This window comes from Glutamicibacter sp. JL.03c, assembly GCF_025854375.1.
Lineage (GTDB): Bacteria > Actinomycetota > Actinomycetes > Actinomycetales > Micrococcaceae > Glutamicibacter.
On sequence record NZ_CP107575.1, the window covers coordinates 841700 to 856294 of the forward strand.

The 14595-nt window shown below is 58.2% G+C and carries 14 protein-coding genes and 1 tRNA gene; 12 read left to right on the forward strand and 3 right to left on the reverse strand.

The annotated features are described in order from the left end of the window. The first annotated feature begins 194 nt into the window (after positions 1 to 194). From OF385_RS03870 to OF385_RS03905, 7 genes are all read left to right on the forward strand, one after another. The gene (locus tag OF385_RS03870) at positions 195 to 1154 is read left to right on the forward strand and encodes a TatD family hydrolase (protein WP_264277068.1); all 960 of its coding nucleotides are present in this window, start codon (positions 195 to 197) and stop codon (positions 1152 to 1154) included. 261 nt (positions 1155 to 1415) lie between these two features. Continuing rightward, positions 1416 to 2594, forward strand: coding sequence for a transglycosylase family protein (locus OF385_RS16630; protein ID WP_319019227.1), 1179 nt, complete (start codon positions 1416 to 1418; stop codon positions 2592 to 2594). 99 nt (positions 2595 to 2693) lie between these two features. Then, entirely contained in the window at positions 2694 to 3578 is an 885-nt protein-coding gene (rsmA, locus tag OF385_RS03885; protein WP_264277069.1) for a 16S rRNA (adenine(1518)-N(6)/adenine(1519)-N(6))-dimethyltransferase RsmA, read from the forward strand. 2 nt (positions 3579 to 3580) lie between these two features. Further along, a complete protein-coding gene (locus tag OF385_RS03890) occupies positions 3581 to 4513 on the forward strand; it encodes a 4-(cytidine 5'-diphospho)-2-C-methyl-D-erythritol kinase (RefSeq protein ID WP_264277070.1) in 933 nt (310 codons plus the stop codon). 152 nt (positions 4514 to 4665) lie between these two features. Further along, a complete protein-coding gene (locus tag OF385_RS03895; protein ID WP_264277071.1) occupies positions 4666 to 6036 on the forward strand; it encodes an NAD(P)/FAD-dependent oxidoreductase in 1371 nt (456 codons plus the stop codon). A gap of 508 nt (positions 6037 to 6544) precedes the next feature. Beyond that, positions 6545 to 6832 carry a hypothetical protein gene (locus tag OF385_RS03900; RefSeq protein WP_264277072.1) on the forward strand — a complete coding sequence of 96 codons (288 nt, stop codon included), beginning with the start codon at positions 6545 to 6547 and terminating at the stop codon, positions 6830 to 6832. 302 nt (positions 6833 to 7134) lie between these two features. Next, positions 7135 to 7524, forward strand: coding sequence for a hypothetical protein (locus OF385_RS03905; protein ID WP_264277073.1), 390 nt, complete (start codon positions 7135 to 7137; stop codon positions 7522 to 7524). A 119-nt stretch (positions 7525 to 7643) separates the two neighbouring features. On the opposite strand, the gene OF385_RS03910 is transcribed toward OF385_RS03905, so the two are convergent. Beyond that, positions 7644 to 7862, reverse strand: a complete 219-nt coding sequence (locus OF385_RS03910) for a putative quinol monooxygenase (protein ID WP_264277074.1) — start codon at positions 7860 to 7862, stop codon at positions 7644 to 7646. Positions 7863 to 8034: 172 nt separating this feature from the next. Next, positions 8035 to 9828, reverse strand: a complete 1794-nt coding sequence (locus OF385_RS03915) for an ABC-F family ATP-binding cassette domain-containing protein (protein WP_264277075.1) — start codon at positions 9826 to 9828, stop codon at positions 8035 to 8037. Positions 9829 to 9990: 162 nt separating this feature from the next. Between OF385_RS03915 and OF385_RS03920 the strand changes: the two genes are divergently transcribed. The 3 genes from OF385_RS03920 to OF385_RS03930 all read left to right on the forward strand — a co-directional run bounded on the left by OF385_RS03920 (position 9991) and on the right by OF385_RS03930 (position 12701). Then, positions 9991 to 10065, forward strand: a tRNA-Gln gene (locus OF385_RS03920). Between the two features lie 131 nt (positions 10066 to 10196). Further along, entirely contained in the window at positions 10197 to 11648 is a 1452-nt protein-coding gene (glmU, locus tag OF385_RS03925) for a bifunctional UDP-N-acetylglucosamine diphosphorylase/glucosamine-1-phosphate N-acetyltransferase GlmU (RefSeq protein ID WP_264277076.1), read from the forward strand. A 72-nt stretch (positions 11649 to 11720) separates the two neighbouring features. Continuing rightward, positions 11721 to 12701 carry a ribose-phosphate diphosphokinase gene (locus OF385_RS03930; protein WP_264277077.1) on the forward strand — a complete coding sequence of 327 codons (981 nt, stop codon included), beginning with the start codon at positions 11721 to 11723 and terminating at the stop codon, positions 12699 to 12701. 89 nt (positions 12702 to 12790) lie between these two features. On the opposite strand, the gene OF385_RS03935 is transcribed toward OF385_RS03930, so the two are convergent. Further along, on the reverse strand, positions 12791 to 13222 hold the full coding sequence (locus OF385_RS03935; protein WP_264277078.1) for a DUF1801 domain-containing protein: 432 nt from the start codon (positions 13220 to 13222) through the stop codon (positions 12791 to 12793). Positions 13223 to 13504: 282 nt separating this feature from the next. Here OF385_RS03935 and OF385_RS03940 point away from each other — a divergent pair, with 282 nt between their 5' ends. Next, positions 13505 to 13789: a 50S ribosomal protein L25 gene (locus tag OF385_RS03940; protein ID WP_264277079.1), complete on the forward strand. Its 285-nt coding sequence runs from the start codon at positions 13505 to 13507 to the stop codon at positions 13787 to 13789. A gap of 30 nt (positions 13790 to 13819) precedes the next feature. Further along, the gene (gene pth, locus OF385_RS03945) at positions 13820 to 14401 is read left to right on the forward strand and encodes an aminoacyl-tRNA hydrolase (protein WP_264277080.1); all 582 of its coding nucleotides are present in this window, start codon (positions 13820 to 13822) and stop codon (positions 14399 to 14401) included. Positions 14402 to 14595 lie beyond the last annotated feature (194 nt).

Genomic DNA, 14595 nt, shown 5'->3' on the forward strand with positions numbered 1-14595 from the left:
CGCAATGGGTCAGCCGCGAGACACTTCGCATCCTGAGGCATTCAAAAGACTCTTGATCACTATCATATGGGCATCTTTTGTCCAACAGAAGAGTCTAATCTTGGCCGAGCCGGAGGATGATTGGGGCTGAAGTCTGAGTTGGTGACACAATAAAACAAGCAGTAGGCAGCAGTGAACGAGCGAAAAGGATAACCGTGTCAAAGAAGAAGTCGGGCACCGACATCACCCGTGTTCCTGAAGCTTACCGTCCCAGCGAAATCGATGATTCAACCGATCCTGAAGGGCGCGCGCGCAAGACCCAGAACGAAAATGGCGGCAGCAAGCGGAACCTGCACTATCCCGAAGCGCCGGAGGCCTTGCCGGTTGCGGTGGTCGACAACCATACCCATCTGGACTTCCTCGATGGCACGATCAAGGTCTCTGCCGCTGACGCATTGGCAGCTGCTGCCGCTGTAGGAGTCAAAGGCCTGATCCAGGTGGGCTGCGATGTCCCTTCCTCAGAATATGCAGTGCAGGTGGCCAATGAATACCCCAATATCCTGGCTGCGGTGGCCATCCACCCGAACGACGCGGCACGACTTGCTGAACGCGATGAACTTGCCGATGCCCTCAAGCGCATCGAAGAGCTGTCTGCGGACCCTCGGGTGCGAGCCTTGGGGGAAACCGGTCTTGATTACTTCCGTACTGGGGAGGATGGGCGCGAGGCCCAGGAGCGCTCATTCCGCGAACACTTGCGTATCGCTGTAGAGCAGGGCAAGGCTGTCCAGATCCACGACCGCGATGCGCATGATGATGTGGTGAAGATCCTCAAAAGCTCCCAGTTGCCGCCGAAAGTCGTATTCCATTGTTTCTCGGGGGATGAGCATTTGGCGGAAATCTGCAACGACAATGGCTGGTACATGTCATTTTCCGGAACGGTGACCTTCAAGAATTCCCATGGCTTGCGTGCTGCGCTGAACGTGGCGGACCCGAAGTTGCTGCTCGTGGAAACAGATGCCCCGTTCTTGACCCCGCATCCATTCCGCGGGAGGCCCAACGCGAGCTACATGATTCCTTATACGACTAGGTTCATGGCAGAAACCAAAGGTGTTGAGCTAGCCGAATTCTGCGAGCAAATCGAGGCCAATACCCGTGAAGTGTACGGAGCATTCTAGACTCGCGGGCTGTGCCCCTCATTACAGGACACTTGCCTTGAATGTAACAATTCGGTTACGGTGGATGAGATGTTTGAGGTTTTTCCGTCCACTTTATGGGGTGGGGAAGTCCTTGGCAGCCTGATCCTCGCAAATCGTTGCGTCCGGGAAAAACGGCATGAATCTGACTGATAAGTAGGCAGCGGGTGCTGCTGGGCTCGACGCGAACGACTGAAATAATTTTCGGGGCTTGAGCCAATAAACGATGGGGATCTCACTACCGTGACTCACTTGCTCAAGAAAAGCTGGGTGAAATACCTGGCTCAGGCGCTCGCCGTGGCTGTGGTTATCGCCGGCGCCGTGTTCTATGTTGCTGGCCAGAAGTCGGTAGTCATCTCCGTCGATGGAGTAGACCAGGAAGTCAGCACTCGTGCTGCGACTGTCAGCGCGCTGCTGGAACAGCAGCAGATTTCGCTGGATGAACGCGATGAAATCTCCGCAGCCCTCGATTCCAATCTTTCTGATGACCAGAAGATTGACATCAAGCGCAACAAGTCCGTTGAAGTGACCGTTGACGGCACCGAACGCGTTGTTCACACCACCGGCATGACCGTGGCTGACGTAGTCAACCAGCTGGATCTCCAAAAGGGATCCGAGATTTCCCTTGACGAAAACATGCAGTTGACCGCATTGAGCGACGACTTCGAAGTGATCACTCCGAAAGATTTCACCCTGATCGTGGGCGACAAGAAGAAGGACGTGTCCACCACCGCATCGACCGTCAAGGAACTGCTCGACGAGCAGAAAATCAAAGTTGATGACAACGACGAAATCAACGTCAAGGTTGACGACGAGACCGAAAAGAACGTCAAAGACAGCACCGCCATCGACGCTGGCGCAGAGATCGAGGTTATCGAGGTCAACGTCAAGACCTGGGACGAAACCCGCGACATCGACTTCGAGACCAAGCAAGTCAAGGACAAGTCCCTGGATAAAGGCGATACCGAAGTCAAGACCGAAGGCAAAAAGGGCGAACGCGAACTGACCCTGCGCCAGGAAACCCGCAACGGCAAGAAGGGCGAGGAAGAAGTCCTCAAGTCCAAGGTCACCAAGGAACCTGTCGCTGAAGTGATTCGCGTTGGCACCAAGGAAGAAAAAAAGGAAGAGAAGAAGGAAGAATCCTCTTCGAAGCCTTCAACCAACACCGGAAATATCTCGGCAACGTGGAAGGCGCTGGCTAAGTGCGAATCCGGCGGAAACTGGGCCATCAACTCCGGCAATGGCTACTACGGCGGCCTGCAGTTCTCGGCCTCGTCCTGGCGAGCAGTGGGCGGCACCAAATATGCGCCATTGCCACACCAGGCAACCCCCCAGGAACAGATCGCAGCCGCTGAAAAGCTCCGCGCCTCCGGAGGCTGGGGCCACTGGCCAGCCTGCTCGTCGAAGCTGGGCCTGCGCTAGAGACCAACAAACCTAACGACGCGACGCGTTCACCATCACGGTGGGCGCGTCGCGTTGTTATGTTTGGATCCAACTGACTGAACTAGAATTGGACTTGTGATGTCTAAGGAATCTTTGCCTCTGCTTGGGGCCACCGAAATCCGTCGCCTGGCCGAAGAGCTGGGAATCCGCCCTACCAAGACCCTGGGGCAGAACTTTGTGATTGATGGGAACACCATCCGCCGCATTGTCGCAGCCGCCAATGTCGACCCAACTGAAACGGTTCTGGAGGTAGGTCCGGGGCTCGGTTCGCTGACCCTTGGCATCATGGATGCGGCAGCCAAAGTTGTTGCCGTGGAAATCGACCCGCCGCTGGCCAAGCGCTTGCCGCAAACCATGGCCGAGTTCCGTCCAGGCCGCGAGGACGACCTGACAGTCATCCTCAGTGACGCCATGAAGGTCACCGAGCTGCCAGCGGAGCCGACCTCACTGGTGGCCAATCTGCCATACAACGTCGCAGTTCCGGTGGTCCTGCACCTGCTGGAACACTTCCCGAGCATCCGCAACGGCCTGGTCATGGTCCAGGACGAAGTAGCCGACCGCATGAGCGCGACGCCGGGAAACAAGATCTACGGAGTCCCATCGGTCAAGGGCGCCTGGTACGGCACCATGCGCAAAGCCGGCGTGATCGGCATGAACGTCTTCTGGCCAGCCCCGAAAATCCACTCCGGGCTGGTTGGCTTCACCCGCGACAAGGACCGCAGCGGCGCTCCGGAGCGCAAGGAAGTGTTCGCCATCATCGATGCCGCTTTCGCGCAACGTCGCAAGACCCTGCGTGCCGCTTTGTCCAGCTGGGCCGGTTCGGGCGCACGCGCCGAAAAGATCTTGGTGGCCGCCGGAATCGATCCCAAGGAACGCGGCGAAAAGCTCGATATCGAGCAGTACATCAACATCGCCCGGGCCGCCAAAGAAGTTCCAGCAGACGTAGCAGACAGCGAGGGCTAACCGTGGTACAACAGCGCGTTATCGCCACAGCCCCGGGAAAGATCAACTGCTACTTCCGGGTGGGGCCACCTCGCGAAGACGGCTACCACGAAGTGGCAAGCCTCTACGTCGCGGTATCCCTGACCGAGCAAATCGAAGCCTCGCTACGTACCGATGGCGAACTGCTGCTGAGCCTTGAACCTGATTCGCCAGTGGTCCACGATCCGGAAAACTTTCCGCTGGGCGAAGGCAACCTCGTGTACCAGGCCGCCCAGCTGCTGCGTGAGCATACCGGGACGACACTAGGCGCGGACCTGCACATTACCAAGCGTGTTCCCATTGCTGGCGGCATGGGCGGAGGATCGGCGGACGCCGCTGCCACCCTGGTCGCCTGCAACGAATTGTGGCAGACCCATCTGGACCGCGAGGAGCTTGGCCGATTGGGTGCGCGACTCGGAGCGGACGTGCCTTTTGCGCTGATGGGCGGCGCAGCAATCGGCTTGGGCATCGGAGACCAGCTGGCACCATTGCTAACCCGTGCCAAAACCCACTGGGTACTGATTCCTGCCAGCTATGGATTGTCCACGCCACGGGTGTATGGCATGCTGGATCGCCTGCGCTCCGGCATGGACATCGAGGTTCCAAAGGAAATCGACCCAGCGGTCATTGAGGCATTGATGGCCTCCGACGCTCCGGCCCTGGCGCAGGTGCTTGCCAATGACCTGACCCAGGCCTCGCTGGCCTTGGCTCCGGAGTTGGGCACTATGCGGGACCTTGCCGAAGGCGCGGGCGCCTTGCGAGCCATGGTCTCGGGCTCCGGGCCGACTTTGGCCCTGCTGGTGCGCGATGGCGAGCACGCCGAAGAAGTGATGGCCCAGCTCGGCGACGAGGTGGGCGTTGCCACCATTGATGTCACTGCACCTGCTGCTGGTGCACGCATCACCCTCAGCGAGTAAGGCCCAGCGGGAGCAAGCGAACCCGCCATCGCTGCGTGTAACCACAAAGTTAACTTCCTTGATTGCTCTTGTCGTGCGATAAGACTGCTCATAGGCTGAGTTCCAAGCGCTAATTTAAAGCGATTCATTTAGGGAATTCAGGTGGTCCACGCATGCTCAATGGCCAGGTATCGCATTGGTGGGAACAAATCGGCGTCCCAGAGCCCAGGCCGAAACTTCGCGGGCACAGCACCGTGGATGTCGCTATCGTCGGAGCCGGGTTCACCGGCCTGTGGACCGCCTACTACCTGGCCAAGGCCAATCCGGACCTGGATATCGCGATTCTCGAAGCCCGCCACGTTGGCTACGGAGCCTCCGGGCGCAATGGCGGGTGGCTGACCAACACCATCACCGCAGGCGCGGACCACTACCTCAAAACGCATTCGGTCCAGCAGATCAACGATTTCCAGCTGGCCATGAACCGCACCGTAGATGAAGTCATCAACGTTTGTGCAGCCGAATCCATCGATGCCGATATTCTTCGTGGCGGAGAATTCGAAGTCGCCTACACGCCGGCACAGGAACAGCGCCTGCGCGCCCATGCCGAGGTGAACAAGTCCTGGGAACACACCGGAACCAAGCTCTTGGAATCAGCCGAGGCATTAAGCAAGATCAACGTCGCCGGGACCCGCGCGGCCCTGTGGCATCCGCACGCCGCGAGAGTTCATCCAGCAAAACTCGTGCGCGGACTCGCCGAGGCTGTAGAACGCCTTGGCGTGAAAATCTATGAAGATACGCGGGTCAAGGCAATCCGTCCTCGGCAACTCGAGTTGGATGGCGGAACGGTCAATACGACATATATCGTCCGCGCCACCGAAGGATTCACAGCACAGCTGGCCGGACACAAGAGATTGTGGCTGCCCATGAACTCTTCGATGATCGTCACCGAACCATTGCCTGAATCCGTCTGGGAAGAATTGAATTGGAGCGCCGGCGAAGTGCTGGGGGACTACGCCCACGTGTACATGTACGCTCAGCGCACCGCCGATGACCGGATTGCCATTGGCGGTCGAGGAGTGCCCTACAAATATGGTTCGCGCACCGACATGGATGGACAGACACCGCAGAGCACCATCACCGGGCTTCAAGAAATCCTGTACCGGATGTTCCCGCAAACACAACAGGCAAAAATTGCCCATGCCTGGTCCGGTGTGCTCGGTGTGCCACGTGACTGGGCGGCAACTGTGGGTCTGGATCCGCAGACCGGCATCGGCTGGGCCGGCGGGTACGTCGGCACCGGAGTGGCCACCACCAACCTTTCCGGCAGGACCTTGCGCGACTTGATCTTGGGGCAGGAGACGGACCTAACCCGGTTGCCATGGGTCAATCACGAGGTGCGCAAATGGGAGCCCGAGCCGCTGCGCTGGCTGGCCACTAAAGGGCTTTATGCCGCCTACGGCCAGGCGGATCGAAGCGAGCTCAAGGGCCGGGAAGAGTCGTCAACTCTGGCCCTCATCGCTGATAAGATCACCGGCAAGCCATAGGGGGGAGCGGGCTACCGGGCAGCATCAGTATTAGCCATGGTTGACGGAACAGCACGTTCGTCGGGCCGGGGTGAATGAATACGTTTTGAACTGCGCTCGACTTGGGATGTGACTGATAATCGTTGGCAGATTCTTACTGTCTGGAAACTTAGGCCCAACTTCAATGTTTAGCCCCACGTTGGCACGTTCCCAACATTCATGCGGGCAAAGCTAAGCAATCGATACGGAAATTAGCGGATCCAAATTCAAATTGGTCCGAGCACTACTTGAGTATTCCACGTCGAGGTCCGTAGGGCTGGGTTCCAAATGGAGATGAATGGCAAAGGGCCGGTCGCAGCCAATCATTTAGTTCTGTTGGCCTCCAACTTAAGTATGATTGTTCATCTAAAAGGCTTTGATTAGTGTGTATATAGAAAATCTTTGAGATGTTCGTGTGGTGAAGTTTGAACCACCGAACATGCACGTATAACAAAGGTTTGCCATAGATCCACGATCAGTGAGGGAGAAAATGCTGAAATATCTAGGACTCTCCAGCGACGATTCCGACGGTACTCTGCCAATTTGGCAAGGCGTCGACAAGAAAAAACGAGCGTTCGCGTTCTTAGGGTCTTTTGTTCTTGCCGCAGCAATGTATTTCCTAACGTCTTGGTTGCTTTCAGATGTCCAACAGGACAGCTTCGCAAAATATGTACCAGGCATATTTGCCTCGATGACACTACTGCTCGCCACTGTGATTTCTGAGCGTTCCCTTTTGAGAGCAAAAGAAAAACTTGGGCACCACGAAGATGAGAGGTAAAACCTTATCAACTCGTGTTCCAGATCTATTTGGGAGAAATCCCTAGTGTTGAATAAACCGTTGCAGTGCCTTGTTCAGGAGCATTGGTCGGTCGTTATTTGATTGCTGCCCCCAGCGGCGCATTGGCAACTGAACCGTCAGCAGTTTCGCCTGCTCTTGGTTCCAGCGCTTATCATGCTTCCGTGAGAGTAAGTTTGCATTCGGAACATTTTGGGAAGTGCCCAACCAGAACTACGCGCGCGTATGACTAGCTCGCTGGGGATATTCCTGACTCTGGTGCGGCTGAAGAACTGACACCAACAATGCTGTTGACCATTAATGAATCAAGGGTCGCTGCTGGTAAGGCGCCTCTCGGGAAAAACGTAAAAGCCATGCGGTACTTCGATTCGGGGCGCATCGTGGCTCTAAATTCCAACGGTGAAGTTATTTCTGAAGTCAGTTCCGCGTACTCGACCAGTTCGCTGAACCAGAGTTCAGGAGACTTGATCCTTGCCCAGCCAGCTAGCGCTAAGTCAGAGGTAAAAAGGTTCATCAAGGCATGTTTCGGGCTCGGGTTACAAGGAGCCACCACACTTGAAGCCCTTGTACAGGAACTTGCAACGCCTAAAAATGCAGTGAAGTTCATTATCCGCCGTCTCGGCTGGTTCGGCGCGATTAGTTGCTTGGGCGGCGTCATCTATGAGTACATCTAGAATTCTTCTCGACTCATCGAATTTCTGATTTTAGGATGTCGTACCGATCTACTTTTTGGTTAGCATGGTCGGCATTATGCTGAAGCGCGTCCCGACTGGGATATACGGGTTTAGGTTTTTTACAGCCCCTCTACGCGATATTCGCGCTTGATGCCCGCGGTTCCTTGGCCCCACGCGCTATCGCGGACCCGCACCTGATGCGCTTCGAAGGCTGACGGATCGGTGAATTCTTCGGCGACATTCCAAATCCAAGGATCCTCGGTGGGAGTCACGTGGAACGAGAGGCAGCCAGCTTCTGCCGTCGTGAGCTGCACGTGGACAGGCAGGAGCTGATTCACGCTATCTGCTTCTGATTGGCTGGAGCATATAAGGCGCCCGGTCAGGCTAACAATTCCCATGATCCGAGTCTGCCACGCAGCCCTCGAATCAGTGGCACCGGAGGCAGAATACGACGCTGGCCCGGAACCATCTGGTTCCGGGCCAACAACTACACGGTGAGGCTAGAAATGATTACTCAAGCATTTCAGTCAGTTCCAGCCAACGCTCTTCGAGCTCATCGATCTGGGTTTGGTATTCATCGATTTCCGCGGTGAACTTGCCCAAGCCCTCGTAGTCGCTCTGGTCGTGATCGGCCATTTTGGCATGGACCTTGGCGATCTTCTCGTTGAGCTGCGACACCTTGCGCTCGTTGGCGTTCAGCTCTTTTTGCGCCGCGCGCAGTTCGGCACCCGACGGGCCAGAAGGCTTGGCCGGAGTCGATCCGCCCTGCGACTGCGAAGGGTTGGAACCACCGGTGGAACCTTCCGCGGCACGCAGCTTGAGGTATTCATCCACGCCACCTGGGACGTGGCGGAATGTCCCGCCGAGGATGGCGTACTGCTGGTCGGTGACGCGTTCGAGCAGGTAGCGGTCGTGGGAGACCACGATCAGCGTGCCCGGCCACGAATCCAGCAGGTCCTCCAAAGCTGCCAACATGTCGGTATCGACATCGTTGGTGGGCTCATCGAGGATCATGACATTCGGTTCATCCATCAAGATCATCAGCAGCTGCAGGCGGCGACGCTGGCCACCGGAGAGCTCAGCGACCTTGGTGGACAGGTGCGCCGAAGAGAAGCCCAGGCGTTCCAGCAGCTGTGCCGGGGTCAGGTCCTTGCCATCCACGTTGAAGGTGGTGCGGTAGCGGGCGAGGACTTCGCGGACCTTGTCCTGGCCGATCTTCTCCAGCTCGCGGAACTGCTGGTCAAGCACGGCCAGCTTCACGGTCTGGCCGCGCTTGATCTTGCCGCCGGTGGGCTCCACGGTTCCGGCAATCAGGCCCAGCAGGGTGGACTTACCGGCGCCATTGGCACCGAGCAGACCCGTGCGCTCGCCTGGACCGATGCGCCAGGTGAAGGGCTTGAGCACCTGCTTGGCGCCGAAGGATACTTCGGTATCCAGCAGGTCGATGACGTCCTTGCCCAAACGGCTGGTGGCCATCTTCTGCAGTTCCAGCGGATTACGCGCCGGCGGCACATCAGCGATCAGCTGATTGGCCGCTTCGATGCGGAACTTCGGCTTGGACGTACGGGCCGGGGCACCGCGGCGAAGCCACGCCAGTTCCTTCTTCATCATATTCTGGCGCTTGTTTTCGGTCACCGCGGCAATGCGGTCACGTTCCACGCGCTGCAGGACATAGGCGGCGTAACCGCCTTCAAAAGGCTCAACGAGCCGGTCGTGCACCTCCCAGGTGGTGGTGCATACGGCGTCGAGGAACCAGCGGTCGTGGGTGACGACCATCAGGCCGCCGGAATTCTTGGACCAGCGGTTATTGATATGCCCGGCCAGCCACGAGATGCCTTCCACATCCAAGTGGTTGGTGGGCTCGTCCAGGATGATGACATCCCAGTCCTGAACCAGCAGCGCGGCCAGGGCGACGCGGCGGCGCTGTCCGCCCGAGAGGGTGCCTACGGTTGCTTCCCAGTCGAGGTCCGCGACCAAACCGGCAATGATGTCGCGGATTCGGGCCTCGCCAGCCCACTCATGGTCTTCCATGTCGCCCACCACGCTGTAGTGCACGGTGGCTTGCGGATCCAAGGTGTCGGACTGGTCCAAAACGCCGACCCGCAGCCCATTACGCAAGGTGACGCGTCCGGAGTTGGGCTCGATCTTGCCCGAGAGCATGCCGAGCAACGAGGATTTGCCTTCGCCGTTGCGTCCCACCAGTCCGATGCGGTCTCCATCGGAAATGCCGATCGTCACCGAGTCGAAGACAGTATGGGTGGGATATTCCAAATGTAGGGCTTCGCCCCCGAGTAAATGAGCCACGATTTCCATTTTACGTTCCGAGTGCAAATCGGCGCGGATCAGAGTGCTCCACCCGGAACGAAGGACCTCTTGGCAGTTATGGCGTTTTGCGATTTCGCTCATAAGGGCCGAACATGGCAGAATAATTACCGTGCTTGTGGGGATAACCCGCATAAGCCATTTTCCGCCCTGGTGTAATGGCAACACTCCAGCCTTTGGAGCTGTGTATTCTAGGTTCGAATCCTAGGGGCGGAACCACGGAAAAAGCGTCACGCAAGTGGCGCTTTTGTTCTTTAGCCAGTTCAGCCCTGCTCGCTGTGCACGTTAGACTTGTCTAAGGGTTTTCTTCTCTGCCCAAAACCTTGAATCTAATCTGCAGGAGAACGCACTTGAGCGATCAGGCCAATGCACCAGTAGCTGTCATCGTCCTAGCCGCCGGGGCTGGTACCCGGATGAAGTCGGCCAAGCCGAAGATCATGCACGAAATCGCAGGTCGCTCCATGATTGCCCATGCGCTTCATGCCGCTTCGGCGCTGCAGCCCAAGAACCTGGTGGCCGTGGTCCGCCACCAGCGCGACCTGGTTGCCGAACATATCGTCAGCCAGTTCCCCTCCATCACCATCGCCGACCAGGACGAAATCCCAGGCACCGGCCGCGCCGTGCAGCAGGGCCTGGAAGCTATCGACCCTGCCCTTGAAGGCACCGTCGTGGTGACCTATGGCGATGTGCCATTGCTCACCAGCGAAGTGCTGCAGGACCTGGTGGCCACCCACGAAGCCAACCGCAACTCGGTCACCGTATTGACCACCTCGCTGGATGACCCCAACGGCTACGGGCGCATCCTGCGCGATGAGAACGGCGATGTTGCAGGCATCCGGGAGCAGAAGGACGCTTCGGCTGAAGAACTGCTGATCAAGGAAATCAACTCCGGAATCTACGCTTTCGACGCCAAGATGCTGCGTTCGGCGCTGACCGAAGTCACCACCGAGAACGCGCAGGGCGAAATGTACCTGACCGACGTGCTGGCTATTGCCCGTGCCCGCGGCGGCCGTGTGGCTTCGTCGCAGATCGCCGACCGCTGGCAGATTGAAGGCGCGAATGATCGCGTCCAGGTCTCCAACCTGGCCCGCATCTACAACCAGCGCAAGGCCGAATTCTGGATGCGTGAAGGCGTGACCATCATCGATCCTGCGACCACCTGGATCGACGCAGAGGTCATCATCGGCCGCGACGCCACCCTGAAGCCGGGAACCCAGCTGCACGGAACCACCATCATTGGCGATAACGCCACCGTTGGCCCGGACACCACGCTGACCAATGTTGTTGTCGGCCAGCGGGCCACCGTCAAGCGCACCGACGCCACCGATTCGCGGATCTCCGCCGGCGCTTCGGTGGGCCCTTTCGCCTACCTGCGTCCGGGAACCGAGCTGGGCGCAGACGGCAAGATCGGCGCCTTCTACGAAACCAAGAATGTCACGATCGGCCGTGGCTCCAAGCTCTCGCACCTCGGCTACGCCGGAGATGCTGAAATCGGTGAATTCACCAATATCGGGTGTGGCAATATCACCGCGAACTACGACGGCGAAAAGAAGCATCGGACCAAGATCGGTTCGCATGTTCGCACCAGCTCCAACACCGTATTTGTCGCCCCAGTTGAAATCGGGGATGGCGCCTACACTGGTGCGGGCGCCATCGTCCGCAAGAACGTCCCGGCCGGTGCCCTGGCACTGACTGTGGCCCCGCAGCGCAATACCGAGGGCTGGACGCTTGAAAAGCGTCCGGGCACCCCTTCGGCTGACGCCGCATTCAAGTCCTCTCTGAATTCCTCGGGCACCGAGTAATCCGGCCACGGACTTAATTTCCTCGACAACAACCTCATACGTGATAGCGAAGCGAGCGAGAAAGCAAACCCCATGAGTGAAATCAGCCATAACGTCGACAAAAAGCTGGTGCTGGCCAGCGGTCGTGCACACCCGGAACTAGCCGCCGAGGTCGCCAAGGAACTGGGCACCGAACTGCTGCCGCTGAACGCCTATGACTTCGCCAACGGCGAGATCTACGTTCGCTCGGACGAGTCGGTCCGCGGCAAGGACGTCTTCCTGCTGCAGTCCTACCCGGCGCCAACGAACAACTGGCTGATGGAACAGCTGATCATGATCGATTCGATGAAGCGCGCTTCGGCTCGCCGCATCACTGTGGTGGCTCCGTTCTACCCTTATGCCCGCCAGGACAAGAAGGGCCGTGGCCGCGAGCCTATCTCGGCTCGTCTGGTTGCCGACCTGTTCAAGACCGCCGGCGCAGACCGCGTGATCTCCTGCGATCTGCACACCGCGCAGATCCAGGGCTTCTTCGACGGCCCGGTCGACCACCTGTTCGGCTTCCCGCTGCTGGCTGATTACATCAAGGCCAATATCGACGTCAACGAAGCCACCGTGGTTTCCCCAGACACCGGGCGTGTTCGCGTCGCCGAGCAGTGGGCCGACCGTTTGGGTGGCGTTCCGCTGGCCTTCGTGCACAAGTCCCGCGACTTGACCGTGCCTAACCAGGCCGAGTCCAAGACCGTGGTGGGCCAGGTTGAGGGCCGCACCGCGATCTTGATTGACGACATGATCGATACTGGTGGAACCATCGCAGGCGCTGTGCGTGTGCTGAAGGAAGCCGGCGCCAAGGATGTCATCATCGCCGCGACCCACGCAGTGTTCTCGGACCCAGCTGCCCAGCGTTTGGCTGATTGCGGTGCCCGCGAGGTTGTTGTCACCAACACCCTGCCAATCCCTGAAGAGAAGCGTTTTGAGAACCTGACGGTGCTCTCCATCGCACCGACTATCGCTCGCGCGATCTCGGAAGTATTCCACGACGGTTCGGTCACGAACCTGTTTGACGGCCGCGCCTAGCAGCCCTCGTTTCGCAACGCCTCTGGCCGGCACCTTCGGGTGCCGGCCAGAGGCGTTTAACCGGCGCAACGCCGAAGCCCTGTGTGCCCCTAGCCGCCACCTGAAGATTCTTCGAGGGTGAGCGTCATCGTTCGCTGGAGCAGCTCTCGCAATACGGTCCGATCAACGTTGGCGAGGCGGGTTATGTAAAGGCAAACCTTGCTGCTGCGGTGTTTTCCTAGCTTGCCAAGAAGGTCCGGCCACCGCTCAGCGAAATCGGAAACCAGGTAGATGGTGTGGTTCTTGGGACCTGGTGCAAATGCCAGGAGCGGAGCGATTCCCCCGTGCCCGGACTGGTAACGGTATTCGAGTTCTCCGAATCCGAGAATTCGCCCCGCCCATACCACCGGTTCAGCATGCGAAATCCCCCGGAAAATTTCAACCAGTTCTTCGGCCTCGGCCCGTCGCGGACCAGAGGCGCGGTCCAGCACGGATTCGACTGGTAGTCCAGACGGGGACATTGCAGGCTGGGTCGATGGCATGGGCTTGCTCCTCAAGGTGTCGCTTAGATGCACCATACCTCGGTGAAAGAAGCCAGCTGCCGCGCTAGCTCCGGTTCCTCGGCAGTGTCTTCAATTACAGGTTTTCTCGTTGGTGATTGCAGCTGGTAGAATTGGTGACTGTGCCCAGGCGAGGGAAACACCAGTAATGGTGGGACCGTTATCGACAAGGCCGGACAAGCTCTTTCATCTCCTAGATGTTGGATGCTTCCCGAGTCCACGCAAGGGCCTTAACGAAGCATTCATTTCCTAAGGAGAATTATCATGGCATCCGTCAACCTTGACGCCGTAGTACGCAGCGATTTCGGCAAGGGCGCTGCCCGCCAGGCTCGCCGCGACGGCCAGATCCCAGCAGTTGTTTACGGTGCAGGCTCCGAGCCACAGCACGTACTGCTTCCAGCCCGCGAAACCTCGCTGGCCGTTCGCGACCGCGGTGTTGAGCTGGTGCTGAACGTCGAAGGCAAGACCGTCAAGACCACCATCAAGGACATCCAGATCCACGCGCTGCACCGCACCGTTGATCACCTGGACCTGATCATCGCTGCTTAATTCCAGCGACCTAGGTTTTAGCTAAGCATCATGAGTGATGGAACTTGGCTCGTAGCCGGACTCGGGAATCCCGGGTCCGGCTACGCTGGCAATAGACACAATATCGGGCAGATGGTGCTCGATGAGCTGGCCCTTCGGATCGGCTCGAAATTCAAAACCCACTCGTCACGCGCGCAAGTTGTTGAAGGACGTCTGGGCATCGGCGGTCCGCGGATCGTGCTGGCCAAGCCGATGGTGTTCATGAACCTTTCCGGTGGCCCGGTAGCTAATGCTGCCAAGTTCTACGGAATCGACGTTGAGCATCTGATCGTGGTGCACGATGAGATTGATATTCCCTTCGACACCATCAAGCTCAAGCGCGGCGGGGGAGAAAGCGGCCATAATGGCCTGCGGGATATCTCCAAGGCGATGGGATCCAAAGATTATCTGCGTGTTCGCGCTGGCGTTGGACGCCCGCCGGGACGCATGGATACCGCGAAGTGGGTCTTGCAGGATTTCTCCAAGACCGAGAAGCAGGATCTTCCGTTCTTGATTGACAACTGTGCTGATGCAGTCGAGCTGCTGATCAGTTCAGGCCTCGAAGTAGCGCAAGCCAAATTTCATACCAGCTGATTCTTGAATCGTTGCCAGGCAACGCGGGAAGAATGAGTTGTCAAGGATCGCGGGACGGCACAGCCGGCTCTCCGCGGTCCTTGGACCGTTAAATAGGCACCGTTTGAGGTGTTACTTACTAAGGCCCAACTTAGATGTGTATCTTGGCGCGGAGTGGAATAATTACCCAATGTACACCTTGCCTATTCCATCAT